This is a genomic window from Propioniciclava sp. LT432 (assembly GCF_059515965.1).
The window spans coordinates 14,430-28,943 of sequence record NZ_JCAKNE010000033.1; the positions used below are offsets into that span (position 1 = coordinate 14,430).

Annotated in this window: 11 protein-coding genes; 6 read left to right on the plus strand and 5 right to left on the minus strand. The window is 70.9% G+C overall.

What is annotated here, in order from left to right; translation table 11 throughout:
• Positions 1–34: 34 nt before the first annotated feature.
• Entirely contained in the window at positions 35–1,147 is a 1,113-nt protein-coding gene (locus AC5YDV_RS16690; protein WP_496184688.1) for a mannosyltransferase family protein, read from the plus strand.
• Between the two features lie 102 nt (positions 1,148–1,249).
• On the plus strand, positions 1,250–1,864 hold the full coding sequence (locus AC5YDV_RS16695) for a Dps family protein (RefSeq protein WP_496184689.1): 615 nt from the start codon (positions 1,250–1,252) through the stop codon (positions 1,862–1,864).
• A gap of 25 nt (positions 1,865–1,889) precedes the next feature.
• Here the strand turns inward: AC5YDV_RS16695 and AC5YDV_RS16700 are convergent, their stop codons facing one another.
• On the minus strand, positions 1,890–2,525 hold the full coding sequence (locus AC5YDV_RS16700) for a TetR/AcrR family transcriptional regulator (RefSeq protein WP_496184690.1): 636 nt from the start codon (positions 2,523–2,525) through the stop codon (positions 1,890–1,892).
• 96 nt (positions 2,526–2,621) lie between these two features.
• On the opposite strand from AC5YDV_RS16700, the gene AC5YDV_RS16705 reads away from it, so the two are divergent.
• Both AC5YDV_RS16705 and AC5YDV_RS16710 read left to right on the plus strand, forming a co-directional pair.
• Positions 2,622–5,405 (plus strand): MMPL family transporter, encoded by a 2,784-nt coding sequence (locus tag AC5YDV_RS16705; RefSeq protein ID WP_496184691.1) that lies wholly within the window; start codon positions 2,622–2,624, stop codon positions 5,403–5,405.
• Complete coding sequence (locus tag AC5YDV_RS16710) at positions 5,402–7,966, plus strand: YhgE/Pip family protein (protein WP_496184692.1); 2,565 nt, start codon at positions 5,402–5,404, stop codon at positions 7,964–7,966. The genes AC5YDV_RS16705 and AC5YDV_RS16710 overlap by 4 nt, the downstream gene beginning before the upstream one ends.
• 16 nt (positions 7,967–7,982) lie before the next feature.
• Here the strand turns inward: AC5YDV_RS16710 and AC5YDV_RS16715 are convergent, their stop codons facing one another.
• Both AC5YDV_RS16715 and AC5YDV_RS16720 read right to left on the minus strand, forming a co-directional pair.
• Complete coding sequence (locus tag AC5YDV_RS16715; RefSeq protein WP_496184693.1) at positions 7,983–8,819, minus strand: lysophospholipid acyltransferase family protein; 837 nt, start codon at positions 8,817–8,819, stop codon at positions 7,983–7,985.
• A 28-nt stretch (positions 8,820–8,847) separates the two neighbouring features.
• Positions 8,848–9,615 (minus strand): SDR family NAD(P)-dependent oxidoreductase, encoded by a 768-nt coding sequence (locus AC5YDV_RS16720; RefSeq protein WP_496184694.1) that lies wholly within the window; start codon positions 9,613–9,615, stop codon positions 8,848–8,850.
• An 87-nt stretch (positions 9,616–9,702) separates the two neighbouring features.
• Here AC5YDV_RS16720 and AC5YDV_RS16725 point away from each other — a divergent pair, with 87 nt between their 5' ends.
• Together AC5YDV_RS16725 and AC5YDV_RS16730 are read left to right on the plus strand one after the other, a co-directional pair.
• Positions 9,703–10,179, plus strand: coding sequence for a YlcI/YnfO family protein (locus tag AC5YDV_RS16725; RefSeq protein ID WP_496184695.1), 477 nt, complete (start codon positions 9,703–9,705; stop codon positions 10,177–10,179).
• An 11-nt stretch (positions 10,180–10,190) separates the two neighbouring features.
• Entirely contained in the window at positions 10,191–10,985 is a 795-nt protein-coding gene (locus AC5YDV_RS16730; RefSeq protein WP_496184696.1) for a DUF4097 family beta strand repeat-containing protein, read from the plus strand.
• Positions 10,986–11,222: 237 nt separating this feature from the next.
• Here AC5YDV_RS16730 and AC5YDV_RS16735 read toward each other — a convergent pair whose 3' ends face one another.
• Together AC5YDV_RS16735 and pta are read right to left on the minus strand one after the other, a co-directional pair.
• Positions 11,223–12,407 (minus strand): acetate/propionate family kinase, encoded by a 1,185-nt coding sequence (locus AC5YDV_RS16735; protein WP_496184697.1) that lies wholly within the window; start codon positions 12,405–12,407, stop codon positions 11,223–11,225.
• A gap of 13 nt (positions 12,408–12,420) precedes the next feature.
• Positions 12,421–14,481 carry a phosphate acetyltransferase gene (gene pta / locus AC5YDV_RS16740; protein ID WP_496184698.1) on the minus strand — a complete coding sequence of 687 codons (2,061 nt, stop codon included), beginning with the start codon at positions 14,479–14,481 and terminating at the stop codon, positions 12,421–12,423.
• Positions 14,482–14,514: the final 33 nt, after the last annotated feature.

A 14,514-nucleotide genomic window follows, 5' to 3' on the forward strand; every position in this document is an offset into this window, starting at 1 on the left:
CTGAGGGGGCTCCCTCCGGACGACGAGGAGGGGGATGGCGCGCAGGGCGGCGAAACTGGCCGACGAGAACCTGCTGATCGTGCAGGTGTGGCTCGTCAGCCGGCTCCTTCTCGCGATCATCGCGGTCACGCTGGCCGTGACGGAGCGGCGCTCCTTGGACAACGTCCTGGCGCAGTGGGACGTCGGCCACTTCCTCAAGATCGCAGCTGAGGGGTACGCCGATCCCAAGGAGATGGCGTTCTTCCCGGGCCTGCCGTTGGTGCTGCGCGGCTTCAGCGAGTTGGGCATCTCGGCCGTGTTCGGTGGAACGGCCATCGCCCTGGCCTGCTCCTTGGCCGCCGCCTTCGCGCTCCACCGCTTGGCGGGCGTCTGGGGCGCCGTGGCGTGGCTCCTCGCTCCGACGGCCGTCTTCACCGCCGTCCCGTACACCGAGGCGCCCTTCTGTGCGGCGGCCTTCTGGGCGTGGGAGCGGGCATCCGAGCGGCGGTGGGGGCAGGCCGCACTGCTGGCTGCACTGGCCTGCACGCTGCGGGTCTCCGGATTGTTCCTCATCGGGGCCCTCGCCATCCTGGCCCTCACCCAGGGCCGCCGGCCGTCCCGCCGCCGCGGCGTCCGAGATGGTGGCCTCGGCGCACGGCTGGCCTGGCTGGTCCTGCCCACCGCCGTCATCGTCACCTACGTGGTGTACCTCTACGGGTTGACCGGCACCTGGACCGCCTGGTTCTCCGCGCAGGAGGCGGGGTGGAACCGCGGTTTCCACTGGCCCTGGGAGGCCCTGGCGAACCATTGGGAGGTCGTCCAACGCCCCACGCCGGACCATCCGGAATGGGTGTGGCTGTTCCGCGCCGAGCTCATCTCGTGGGTCGTCGGTGTCCTCGTCACGCTCGTGGCCCTGTTCCGCAAGCGGATCGCCGAGGCGGCCTGGGTCGGCGTCCAGGTCCTGGCGTTCTCGCTGAGCTACTGGCTGATGAGCGTGAACCGGGCGGTCCTGCTGTGGTTCCCGCTGTGGCGCCAGGTGGGGGAGTTCGTCGAGGCGCGACCGAACACGACCGGCTGGAAGGTCGTCGGAATCCTGCTCGGGATCGTTGCGCTGGCCGTGCAAGGCGTGTGGGCGTGGCTCTACTTCACGGGCCGCTGGTCGAGTTGACAGCCGTCGATTGGGGCCCACCCCCATTCCCGTCCATGAAAACCCTGTTCCGGCCCTGAACGCCCTTGCCCCTCTCGCGCGGACCGGGGCACGGTGGACGACATGGCTACGCAGAACAAGACCCAGTCCAAGCAGAAGTCCAGCACCACGTCGAAGACGCTCGGGTTCACCGTTCCCGGCGTCGAGGTCGAGCAGGTCCACGAACTCGGGGACAAGCTCCAGTTGCGCCTGCATGCCCTGAACGACCTGCAGTTGACGCTGAAGCACGCACACTGGAACGTCGTCGGCCCGAAGTTCATCGGCGTCCACAAGATGCTCGACCCGCAGGTGGACGGCGTCCGGGTCATGGTCGACCAGCTGGCCGAGCGGATGGCGACCCTCGGCATCGCGCCCAACGGCTGCCCGGGCGACCTCGTGGCGCGCCGGACGTGGGACGACTACCCGATCGGCCTGGGTCAGGCCGCCGAGCACCTCGGCGCGCTCGACCTCGTCTACGCCGGGGTCATCGAGGACCATCGCGCCCTCATCGACGAGCTCGAGGAGATCGACCTCGTCACGCAGGACCTGCTCATCGGCCAGGTGGCCGAGCTCGAGCAGTACCAGTGGTTCGTCCGCGCCCACCTCATGGACGACAGCGGCAATCTCGCAACCCAAGGCGTGACCCACGCCAAGGACGCCGCCGCCAAGGGCCTGGCGGCCGACAAGCAGGCCGACTGACCGAAAGCCGCCGGCCCCGACGCCGTCAGGCCGCGGGGCGGATCAGCGTACGCAGGACCTCGGCCAGCAGCTGCTCCTTGAAATCGCCCTGGGTGTCCGGGCCGATCAGGGAGCCGAGCGTCCCGTACTCGTGGACCGCATCCAGCAGACCGATGGCGGCGGGGCCGGTGGTGGCCAACTCGTACCCCAAGGCTTCCACGACGCCCTCGACCGTCTCGGCGACGCGCCCGACGCCCTGGTGGCGGAACTGCCGGTAGGCCTCGGCGAACTCTGGTGAGCGCGCGGCGTGCAGCCGCAGTTCCTGCGAGGCGAGGATCCAGGACCGGCCCGCCGGTTGGGCGGCGAAGAACACGCGCAGCGCCCCTGAGATCAATTCGTCGAGGCTGCCGCCGGGCGTACCGGGGCTGCCGCCGGGCGTCCCGAGGCTTGCCACCGCCTGGTCGAGGGCGGCCATCTGGTTCTCGTAGTGGCGCTCCAACAGGGCGACGCACAGGTCGTCCTTGGTGGAGAAGTTCGAGTAGAAGGCGCCCCGCGTGAAGCCGGCGACGTCGCAGATCTCCTCCACGGAGGCGCCGAGGACTCCCTTCTCTGCGAAGACGACGACGGCGGCGTCCACGAGGCGATCGCGCGTGGCGGCCCGCCGCGGCGTGAGTTCCGTCACGTCTTCCTCCTCGTCGAAAAGGCTTGGCGCCGGGTTGGGTGACCCGACTCGATACAGTACCGTATTGGATACAGCTCTGTATCGAGAGGGTCACCCGTGTCCACTTGGATCTACCGGCTCGCGCGCGCGTGCTGGCACCGACGCCGCCGCGTCGTGGCGATCTGGCTCGCCATCCTGATCGCGCTGGGTGGGCTCGCCGCCACGGTCGGCGGCAGTTTCAGTGATGAGTTCGACATCCCCGGCGCGGCCTCGCAGGAGGCCCTCGACCAGCTGCGCATGACGTTCCCCGAGGCCGCGATGAGCTCGGCGTCCGTCATCGTGTTGGCCCCCGACGGCCAGCAGGTGACGGATCCGGCGATCCAGGACGCCGTGGAGGCGGAGATCGCCGAGCTCGAGGAGATCGAGTGGGTGGCGATCGCCCAATCGCCGTACAACGAGTACGTCCACGGCCTGGTCAGCGACGACGGGACGGCCGCGCTCATCAACGTCCGCGCGACCGAGGGCAACACCACCAGCACCTTCACCGACGCCCAGCGCGATGTGCTGCGCGAGAGCGGCAAGCGGCTCCAGCAAGCCATCCCCGACAGTGAGGTGCACGTCGGCGGCGACCTGTTCTCCTTCTCGATGCCCGGCGTCACCGCCGTCGAGGCGATCGGTGTCGGCGTCGCCATCATCGTCCTGCTGGTCGTGCTGGGCTCGGTGTGGGCGGCCATGATGCCGATCGTCAGCGCCCTGGTCGGGGCGGGATCGTCGATCCTCATCATCGTGATCGCCGCCGGCGTGATCCCCGTCATGTCGACGACGTTGCTGCTGGCGCTGATGCTCGCGCTGGCCGTCGGCATCGACTACAGCCTGTTCATCGTGTCCCGTCACCGGGACCAACTGGCCACCGGCATGGACGCCGCGGAGTCGGCCGCCCGGGCCACCGCCACGGCGGGTTCGGCCGTCGTCGTGGCCGGCTCGACCGTCATCGTGGCGCTGGTGGGGCTGAGCATCGCCGGCATGCCGTTCCTCTCGATCATGGGCGTCTTCTCCGCCGTCGCCGTGGCCATCGAGGTCGCCCTGGCGCTCACGCTGCTCCCCGCCATGCTGGGCTTCGCCGGGGAGCGACTCCGGCCGCGGGCCGCGCGCGCGCTGGTGGGCCTCTCAGCCGAGGAGGCCGCCGAGGTGACCGTGGCGTCCGCCAAGCCGGACGCCTGGGCGCGGGCGTCCCGCTGGTGGGTGCGCGTGGTCACGAAGGTGCCAGCGGTGACGATCGTCGCGGTCATCCTCCTGCTCGGGGCCCTGGCGCTCCCGGCCCAGCACCTGCACCTCGCGCTGCCGAACTCCGGCCAGAATCCGCCCGGGGCCCCCGACCGCGTGACCTTCGACATCATCAGCGAGCGCTTCGGCCCCGGCTACAACGGACCGCTGGTCATCACCGGATCGATCGTGGAATCCAACGACCCCATGGGCCTGGTGACCGCCCTGGCCGACGAGGTCGAGCAGGTGCCCGGCGTCAAGCTCGTGGCGATGGCCGTGCCCAACCCGAACGCGGACACCGGCCTCATCCAGGTCATCCCCGAGAGTGGTCCGGACGATCCCGCGACGACCCAGCTCGTCCGCGACCTCCAGGTCCTGGTGGACAGCTGGGCCGAGACCCGCGGCGTCCACATGGCCATCACGGGGTACACGGCCGTGGCCCTCGACGTCTCCGCCCAGCTCGCCGGCGCCCTCCTGCCCTTCGGCATCTTCGTCGTCGGACTGTCGCTCGTGCTGCTCACGGTGGTGTTCCGCTCGCTCGTGGTGCCCATCAAGGCCGCGCTGGGCTACCTGCTCAGCGTCGGCGCGGCGTTCGGCCTGACCGCCCTGGTGTTCAACCTGGGCTGGTTCAAGGAGGCGATCCACCTGCCCGAGGCGGTGCCGGTGATCTCCTTCCTGCCGATCATCCTCATGGGCATCCTGTTCGGCCTCGCCATGGACTACGAGGTGTTCCTCACCTCGCGCATGCGCGAGGAGTACGTGCACGGCAACCACACCAACCCGACCCAGGAGGGCTTCGTCCACTCGGCGAAGGTCGTCGTCGCGGCCGCTCTCATCATGGTCAGCGTCTTCGCCTTCTTCGTGCCCGAGGGCAGCGGCGTCATCAAGCCCATCGCGTTCGGTCTGGCCGTCGGCGTGGCGATCGACGCCTTCCTCGTCCGCATGACCCTCGGCCCCGCCGTCATGAAGCTCCTGGGCGCCAAGGCCTGGTGGCTGCCGCGCTGGCTCGCCCGCCGTCTGCCCCACATGGACGCCGAGGGTGAGGCCATCACCCACCAGCTGTCCCTGACCGACTGGCCGCACCCGGGTGCCGACCAGGCCATCCACGGCGAGGGCCTGGGGGCCTCGACCGAGCAGGCCACGTTGTTCGCCGGCGTCGACCTGGACGTGCCCCGCGCCGGGACCCTCGTCCTCGACGGTCCCGCCGCCTCCCGGCGCGCCCTCACCCTCGCCCTGTCCGGGCGGCTCGCGCTCACGGCGGGCGAGCTCAAGGTCCTGGGGCTGGTGCTACCCCAGCAGGCCGGACCCCTGCGCCGCCGCGCCCTCTGGCTGGACGGCGGCGACCCCGACGCCGAGCGGATCCTCACGCGGGCCGCCGGCCAGGCCCACATCGACCTCGTCGTGGTCGACGACGCCGATCGGCTCCCCGCGGACGCACGCGGAGCCCTGGAACGACTCACCGCGCACGAGGGCGTGTCGCTCGTGCTGGCCGCCTCGGACGCCGACGTGCTGGCCGACCTCGTCCCGGCCCAGCGCGTCCGGGCCGACCTCGCTGCGCCCGGCCCCGAGCCGGAACCCGCCGAACCCACCGTGGAGACGCAGCACCTCGATCCCGCCCTCGCCGGAGGTACCCGATGAACCGCAACCGTTGGACGACCGTGCTCGCCCTCCTCCTCGTGCCGCTGCTCACCGCCGGGGGCTTCCTGTGGGGCACCGCGTACGCCGACACCGGCCTGCGCGGCGTCCAGGCCGCCGTGGTCAACCTCGACGAGATGGTCGAGGTCAACGGCCAGAAGATGCCCCTGGGGCGTCAGCTCACCGCCGAACTCGTCGACTCCGACCGCGAGCAGAACCTGCACTGGGTCGTCGCCACCGAGGCCAAGGCGGCCGAGGGGCTGGCGTCCGGGCGGTACGCGGCGGTCGTGACGATCCCGAAGGAGTTCTCCGCGGCGGCGACGTCGTTCGGCGGGGAGCCGGGGGAGGCCCGGCGGGCGACGATCCACGTCCAGACCTCGCCGGTGGTGGGGCTCAACGAGACGGCGCTGGGCCAGACCGTCGCCGACGCGGCCGCGAACGCACTCAACCGGTTCCTGACCGGGGAGTACCTGAAGAACATCTACGTGGGCTTCAACCAGATGCACGCCCAGATGCTCGAGTTGAAGGACGGCACGGCCAAGCTCGCCGACGGCGCCGGGCAACTCGCCAACGGCACCAGCCGCTCGGCCGAGGGTGCCCAGGACCTGGCGTGGGGCCTGGAGCTCGCCTCCGACGGGTCCCCCATGCTGCGTGACGGAGCCCGGCAGTCGGCGTCCGGTGCGGACGCGCTGGCGGACGGCCTCGGCCTCGCCTCGGCGGGGTCCGCCCAGCTGCGCGCCGGCGTCCGGTCGGCCTCCGACGGAGCCGGGCAGCTGGCCGACGGCGCCCAGAAGCTCTCCGACGGCACCGACCAGTGGGCCGACGGGGCGGACCGCTTCGCCGACGGCGTCGACACCTACGCCCAGGGTGCCCACCAGTTCGCGGACGGCGTCACCCATTACACCGGCGGCGTGAACAGCCTCATCGTCCCGCTGCGGGACGGCCTCAACCAGCTGCCCGAGTGGGCGGGCTGGCTCGCCGAGGTCGAGAAGGCGATCGACACCCTCACCACGGACGCCATCGTCTGGGACGCCCGCGTGCAGGCGTTCGTCGCGGAGGCCAGGGCATGGATCAAGGAGGCCATGGCCCTGACGGACGGGGCGTCCGGCGTCCGCGACGGCGTCGACGCGGCGGCCGCCGAGGCCGCGGCGCTGGCGTCCCGGGGGCTGGCGTCCGGGGCGGCGACGTGCCCGACCGACCTGTCGGCGGACGCGTGCACGGCCTACCGCGCAGGCATGGCCGCCGCGGGGCAACGCATGACGGACGCCCTCGCCCCCGTGACCGCGGACGCCGGTGCCCTGGACGTCGACGCTGCCCGGCTGCACGAGACCGGCGAGCAGGTCCTGGCCCTGCTGGACCGACTCTCGGCCGCCTCGACCGAGATGGTCGCCTGGGCTCCGCGCGTGCAGGCCGAACTGCAGCGCGTCCGCACCTCCATCCCCGCGGGGACGCCGCTGACCAAGGAGGCCGTGATCGCCCTGCTGGACGAGTTCATCCAGGGCGGCCAGCAGTTGGACGCCGGCGGGCAGCAGCTCGCCGACGGTGCCGACCAACTGGCGTCCGGCGCCGACCAGCTGTCCTCGGGGGCGCGAAGCCTCGCCGACGGCACCGGGCAGCTCTCCGCGGGCCTGCGTGAACTCACCGGTGGCCTGCAGCAGCTGTCCGGGGGTGTGGACGCCTACACCGGCGGCGTCGACCAGGCCGCCGGTGGTGCACGCCTGCTCGCGGACGGGCTCGGCCAGCTGAGTTCGGGCGTCGACCAGTACACGGGCGGCATCGACCAGGCGGCGGACGGCGCCGGGCTGCTCGCGGGTGGGCTCGGCCAGCTCGCGGACGGGGCGCACGAGCTCGCGGGTGGCACCCAAGAGCTGGCCGACGGGGTCGCCGGGGGTGTCGACCAGATCCCGACGTACTCCGACGCCGAACGTGACCAGCTCTCCGGGGTCGTTGCCTCGCCGGTCGAGACGTCGGGGCTGTCCGCGCTCGTCCGGCCCCATCTCGCCTGGGTGAGCCTGCTGCTGGCCACCGCCCTCTGGGTGGGTGCCCTGGCGACCTTCGTCGTCGTGCCGCGCACCTCGCGCCGGGCCGCGCTGTCGACGGCGGCGTCCGGTCAGCTGCTGCGGCGCTCGCTGGTGCCCGGGATGGCCATCGTGGCGGCGCAGGCGGTCCTGCTGGCGATCGCCGGATGGATCGCGCTCGGGCTGACCGTCGGGGAGGGGTTCCTCCTCGCAGGTGTCCTGCTCGTCGCGGGGGTCGCGTTCGCCGTGGTCAACCACGCGTTGGCCTCCTTCGGAACGGGGGGCCGTGTCGTGGCGCTGGCCATGGCGGTGGTGACGGCCGTCACGGCGACCACGGCGACGGCTCCGGGCGTGTTCGACGCCCTCCGCGTGCTCTCGCCGGTCTCCCCGGCCCTGGACGCCGTGCGCGCCGTCTCGACCGGGACCGGCGTGACCATCCCACTGTTGCTGCTGGTGGGCTGGGGACTCCTGGGATTGGGTGTCTCGGTGGCGTCCGTCGTCCGCTCACGGACCGTGCCGCTCGCTGCGGTCGCCGCCGTGCGCTGATCCGGCGCCCGGGGGGTCAGGACTCGGGGGACTCGTCCGTCTCCGGAGCCTCCTTGGCCGCCTCCTTGGCCTTCTTCGCGGCGGCCTTCAGCGCCACGGACCGGTGGAAGTCCGCCTGCGTGGGCATGCCGTAGGCGCGGGCGGTGGCGTCGTGCAGCTCGACCACCCGGTTGTACAGGCGGTCGTTGAAGCGCGGGACGGTCTCACCCGGGTACGGACGCATGGGATTGCCGAACACGATGTGCACGGTCGGACGCCCTGGGCCGGGCAGCTTCTGGTTGTACGGCATCGCGGCGTACGCCCCGACCAGCGCGATCGGCAGCACCGGCACACCGTGCTGGATCGCCAGGGCCGAGACGCCCATCTTGAACCTGGCCATCGCGCCGGTGCGGCTGCGGGTGCCCTCGGGGAAGATCAGCAGCGGTACGCCGTCGTCGAGCAGGCGGCCCGACAACCCGGCGTGGCCCCGCATACCGCCGCGGTCCACGGGGTAGGCGTTGAAGAACAGGCGGGTGCCGAGCGCGGACGCCTTCTTCTTGAAGAAGTAGTCGGCGGCGGCGCCGGCGGCCAGGTTGCGCGAGAGGCGCCGGGGGAGGGCGCCGTAGATCACCGTGGTGTCGACGTGGCTGGAGTGGTTCGCGATGGCGATGAAGGGCGCGTTCAGGTCGGTCAGGTGACGCTCGCCGTGGACGTGGATCGACAGCGCCGACCACACGTACGGCTTCATGATGAGCTGCTGGGCCACGAAGCGCGCGACAGCCTGAGGCGTGTCGGAGTACTTGGAGAGGTCGTGCTTCGGCTTCGCCTTGTCCTCGTCCGCCGTCGCCTCGGCCTCGTCGCGGTCTTTGGTCACCTCACCATTCTGCACCACGCGGGGGCCCTCAGTTCCGGGCCCGGTCGACCATGCGGGTGAGGGAGCGGACGGCCCCGCGCGGCAGGTACTGCAGGGCGAGGGCCGCCAGCTTCCAGCGGGTGGTGGGGAGCGAGACGGGCTTGCCGGCGTCCGCGTGGACGAGGCACTCCCGGACGCACCGCTCGGCGCTGACCCACAACGGCGCCGGGATCTTGCCGGCGTCCATCGTGGCCCGCTCGTGGAACTCGGTGCGCACCCAGCCGGGGCACAGCGCCGTGGCGGTGACACCGGTCCCGTGGAGTTCGTTGCTGAGCGCCTCCGAGTAGAGCTTCGCGAACGACTTCACCGCCGAGTAGCTGCCCTGGGTGATCCACGCCGACAGGGACGCCACGGTGATGACCTGGCCGCGGCCCCGGGCCACCATCGCCCGGGCCGCGGTGTTCCCCAGCACGAGGACGGCGGTCGCCATCACGTCCAAGGCCCGCTCATGGGCAGTGGTGTCGGCGTCCAGGAGCCGGGTGGTGTCGCCGAAGCCCGCGTTGTTGACGAGCACGTCGACCGGACGGTCCGCGTCCGCCAGGCGATCGGCCACCCGCGCGACGTCGTCCCGGTCGGCGAGGTCCGCGGTGATCACCTCCACGTGGACGCCATGGCTGGAGCGCAGCGCGTCCGCGGTGGTGGCGAGGCGTTCGGTGTTGCGGGCGACGAGCACGAGGTCGTGCCCGCGGGCGGCCAGTTGGCGCGCGAACTCGGCGCCGAGGCCGGCGCTCGCGCCGGTGACGAGGGCGGTGGTCATGCCCGCCAACCTACCGGGGCCGCGACGACGCCAGGATGACACCATCCAGGTCTTGTGGTGACGTCGCGATGGTGTCAAACTGACGTCATGGATCTCGACCCCTGCCTGACTGGTCTCCGGGAGGACCTCGCCAAGGCCACCGCGCTGGCCGACGACCAGACCCGCGAGGTGGCCGTACGGCTCCTCGTCGCCCTCGAGCCCGCGCTCCGGCTCCGGATCATCGAGGTGCTGACGGACGCCGCGGCGTCCATCAGTGCCGAGTTGGGTGACGTCGTCGAGGTGCGCATGGAGGGCCGTGACCCCGTCTGGTGGGTCCAGCGCCAGGCGGGGGACGAGGCCGTCGAGCCCACGCTCGTCCTGCCCGGGCCGGAGGAGGAGGGCCTCGCCCGCATCACCCTCCGCCTCCCCGAGGGTGTCAAGGCCAGGGCGGACGCCGCGGCGGAGGCCGCCGGCACGTCCCTCAACGCGTGGATCGTGACAGCGGTCCGCGCCCACCTCGCCGGGAACACAGGCCGCCGTGGCCCCGGCGTCCGCACGGATCGTCGCATCACGTCCTGGGCCTGAGAGGAAACCCCATGACCACCACCGCCACCGTCCGCCGCGAGGCCTTCCCCGCTTCGTCGGCCACCACCCTGCGCATCGACGCGTCGTACGCCGATGTCACGATCCGGCACGAGGCGACCGACACGGCCACGATCGACGTCACCTGCGCCGACGACGTCAGCCTCGAGCCCGTCGAGATCGGCGCCACCGGTGACGTCGTCACCGTGCGCGTCCCACCCCTGCTCGTCGATGAGCCCGGGCGTCGTGGCTTGTCCCTCGACCTGGGCTTCTTCAGCCTGTCACTGGGGGACGCCCGCGCCCGGGGCCTCGCCATCACCGCGGTCCTCCCGGAGGGTGCCTCGCTCGACGTGGGAGCCAAGTCGGGCGACGTCGTCGTCACGGGCCGGTCCGGGCGGGTCAAGGCCACGAGCGGGTCCGGCGACGTCGAACTGGCGGAGGCCGCCGACGTGGTCGTGGTGACCGGGTCGGGCGACGTGGAGATCGGACGGATCGCCGAATCGGGACAGCTCCGCTCCGGATCCGGGGAGGTCCGCGTACGCCACGCGTCCGGCACACTCACCGTCGGGAGCGGATCGGGTGACTTGGCCGTGGACCTGTTCGACGGTCAGGCGCTCACCGCCCGGACGGCGTCCGGCGACGTCACGGTCGGGCTGCCGGCCGGCGTGGCGGTCTGGCAGGACGTGCAGTCGGCCAGCGGAGAGGTGGAGTCGCGACTGCTGCCCGTCGGGCAACCGGCCGAGGGTGAGCCGTTCATCACCGTCCGGGTGACCGCCGCCTCCGGGGACATCACGCTCCACAACGCGTGAGGGGGCGAGGATTGGTCCGGTTCCGAAACGGACCCGATCCTTCACCGCTGCCGCGGCGCAGGCATGGGGAGTTGTTGTGGTCTTGCTGGTGGAGCCTGCGCGACCGTCAAAGAATCGGCTCAGATTTGACGACTGAGGGGCCTCCACCAGCAAACCCTGGGAACGACACCACGCCGACCGTCGCGATCCCAAGAGGGGGCGACGGCCGGCGTGAGGTCGCGTGGGCCGGACGGTCGATCAGGCGATGACTTCCTTCACCTCGCGGACCATCTGGAGCTCCTCGTTCGTCGGGATCACGAGGATGGCAACGGGGGAGTCGTCGGTCGAGATCCGACGGGCCTCGCGCGAACGGGCGGCGTTTCGCTCCGGGTCGAGGACCAGGCCGAGCGCGCCGAGGTCCTTGAGGACGTCGCGGCGGACCCCGACCGAGTTCTCGCCGACGCCCGCCGTGAAGGTGACGACGTCCACGCCGCCGAGGATCGCGATGTAGCGGCCGATGTAGCCGGCGATGCGGCGGGTGTAGACGCCCCAAGCGATCGTGGACGCCTCGTCGCCGTTCACCTGGGCGGCCTCGACGTCACGCATGTCGCTCATCCCGCACAGGCCCGCCATACCGGACTGCTTGTTCAGCAGGTTGTCGATCGCGTCCGTGGCAAGGCCGGCCTCGCGGTGCAGGTAGGCGATGATGCCCGGATCGATGTCGCCGGAACGGGTGCCCATCACGAGCCCCTCGAGCGGGGTCAGGCCCATCGAGGTGTCGACGGCGACACCGTTCTTGATCGCCGAGATCGAGGCGCCGTTGCCGAGGTGGCACACGATCTGCGTGACCTCCTCGTACGGCTTGCCCAGGAACTCCGCGGCCTGGTGCGACACGTAGTTGTGCGACGTGCCGTGGAAGCCGTAACGGCGGATCGAGTACTTCTCGGCCACCTCGGCGTTGATCGCGTAGGTGTACGCCTCGGGCGGGAGGGTCGAGAAGAAGGCCGTGTCGAAGATCGCCACGTGCGGGACGTCCGGCAGGGCCCTCTGGGCGCCGCGGATGCCCGCGATGCCCGGCGGGTTGTGCAGCGGCGCCAGCGGGGACAGTTTCTCGAGGGTCTCGACGACCTCGTCATCGATCAGCGTCGCGTGGGTCAGCTTGTCGCCCCCGTGGACGGTGCGGTGGCCGACGGCCTTGACCGCCTCCAGCGACGGCCCGTGCTTAGCGAACATCTCCACCATGTGGGTCAGCGCCAGTGTGTGGTTCATGAACTCCTCGCGGGCGACGAACTCCTCACCGCCTCGCTTGTGGGTCAGAACGCCCTCATCGAGGCCGATGCGTTCGATCAGTCCCGACGCCAACACCTCCTCGCTGTCGGCGTCGATCATCTGGTACTTGATCGACGACGAACCACAGTTCAGAAGCAGGATGGGTGTGCTCATGTGAATCTCTTCCTCAGGAGTTCTGGGCCTGGATGGCGGTGATGGCGATGGTGTTGACGATGTCATCGACGAGAGCGCCGCGCGACAGGTCGTTCACCGGCTTGTTGAGGCCCTGAAGGACCGGGCCCACGGCCAGCGCACCGGCGGATCGCTGCACCGCCTTGTACGTGTTGTTGCCCGTGTTGAGGTCGGGGAAGATGAACACCGTCGCCTGACCTGCGACCTCCGACCCCGGCATCTTCTTCGCACCGACCGTCGGGTCGACGGCCGCGTCGAACTGGATCGGGCCCTCGACCTTCAGGTGCGGCGCCCGAAGCTTGACGAGATCGGTGGCCTCGCGCACCTTGTCGACGTCCGCCCCCGCGCCGGACGTGCCGGTCGAGTAGGACAGCATCGCGATGCGTGGTTCGATGCCGAACGACACCGCCGTCTGGGCGGAGCTGATCGCGATGTCGGCCAGCTGTTCGGCCGTCGGGTCGGGGTTCACCGCACAGTCGCCGTACACGTCCACGCGATCCGACATGCACATGAGGAAGCTCGAGCTGACGACCGAGACGCCCGGCTTGGTCTTCACGAACTCCAGGCTCGGCCGGATCGTGTTCGCGGTCGTGTTCACCGCGCCCGAGACCATGCCGTCGGCCAGGCCCAAGTGGACCATCATGGTGCCGAAATAGCTCGGGTCGGTCATCTTGTCACGGGCCTGCTCGACCGTGACGCCCTTCGCGGACCGCAGGCGGGCGTACTCCTCGGAGAAGCGCTGGACGAGCTCGGGCGTCCGCATGTCGACGATCTCCGCACCGTCGAGGGAGAAACCGTTGGCGAGGGCCCGGGCCTTCACCTCGGTCGGGTCGCCGAGCAGGATGATCTCGGCCGTCCCGCGGCGCAGCACGATGGACGCGGCCTCCAGGATGCGGTCGTCGCCGGACTCCGGCAGGACGATGCGACGCTTGTCCCTCCGTGCCATCTCGTTGATCTGGTACTCGAACATGACCGGCGTCCGGACGGCCGCACGGTCGACGTGCATGGCTCCCAGCAGGGCGGCCTCGTCCACGTACTCCGAGAAGAGGCGGCGGCCCAGTTCGATCTTGCGGTCGGAGCTGGTCATGGTGCCCTCGAGGCGGAAGACACGCTCAGCCGTCCGGAACGTACCCAGGTCGGTGATGACGATCGGCAGCTCGTGGTGGATGGTCGTGATGAGTCGCTGGACGGTCTCGGGAATCTCGTAGCCGCCGGTCAGGATCAGGCCCGCCAGCTGCGGGAACGCGCCGGACGACTGCGCCAGCAGCAGCCCGGGAATCATCTCGGTGCGGTCACCCGGGATGATGACCGTGCACTCGGGCTCGAGGCGGGCCAACAGGTTGGGCAGGGTCATCGCGCCCACGATCACGATCTGGCTCTCGTGCTGGAGCAGCTCCTTGCGACCGGAGACGAGGCGTCCGCCGACGGCCTCGACCTGGGCGGCCACGGTCGTCGCGGCCAGGACCCGGTTGTCGGGGATGGTGCCCGCCACCACCTCCGGGAAGGATGCCTTCACCGCCTGGGCGTAGGTGTACGCCTGGTCCTCGGGGACACGGGTGGGGATCACAGCGATCGTGGCCGCGTGGTGCTTGGACAGTTCCTCCAGCGAGCTGCGGGTGAACTGGACGACCTCCTGCGGCGTCCGCGTCCGGCCGGAGATCGCGAACGCGACGGGCGCGTTCAGGTTGGCCGCGATGCGCGCGTTGAGTCCGAACTCGATCGTGCCCAGGGCGTCCCGGTAGTCGGTGCCGAGGATCACCATGGCGTCGAAGTGGCGAGCCAACTCGCCGTAGCGACGGACGATCGTGGACAGGGCCTCGTCCATGTCGGCCCGGACTTCGTCATAGGTGACGCCGTACGACTCCGCGTACTCCTGGTGCACGGCCGGCTGTTTGATCAGCGCCGCGAGGATCGCGTCCTCCTCCCCGGCCCTGATGACGGGCCGGAACACGCCGACCGATTCGACCTCGCGCGTGAGCGCGTCAACGATTCCCAGCGCGACGACCGACTTCCCTGTCTGGCCCTCAGGCGCCATCACATAGATGCTCCGAGTCACGGGGTCAGGTTACTAGGGCCTTCGTCGCGGCGC

What these genes read in the sequence shown, in the direction of transcription:
- AC5YDV_RS16690 (WP_496184688.1), top strand. Translation starts at nt 35, where the DNA reads ATGGCGCGCAGGGCGGCGAAACTGGCCGACGAGAACCTGCTGATCGTG.
- AC5YDV_RS16695 (WP_496184689.1), top strand. Translation starts at nt 1,250, where the DNA reads ATGGCTACGCAGAACAAGACCCAGTCCAAGCAGAAGTCCAGCACCACG.
- AC5YDV_RS16710 (WP_496184692.1), top strand. Translation starts at nt 5,402, where the DNA reads ATGAACCGCAACCGTTGGACGACCGTGCTCGCCCTCCTCCTCGTGCCG.
- AC5YDV_RS16720 (WP_496184694.1), bottom strand. Translation starts at nt 9,615, where the DNA reads ATGACCACCGCCCTCGTCACCGGCGCGAGCGCCGGCCTCGGCGCCGAG.
- AC5YDV_RS16725 (WP_496184695.1), top strand. Translation starts at nt 9,703, where the DNA reads ATGGATCTCGACCCCTGCCTGACTGGTCTCCGGGAGGACCTCGCCAAG.
- AC5YDV_RS16730 (WP_496184696.1), top strand. Translation starts at nt 10,191, where the DNA reads ATGACCACCACCGCCACCGTCCGCCGCGAGGCCTTCCCCGCTTCGTCG.
- AC5YDV_RS16735 (WP_496184697.1), bottom strand. Translation starts at nt 12,407, where the DNA reads ATGAGCACACCCATCCTGCTTCTGAACTGTGGTTCGTCGTCGATCAAG.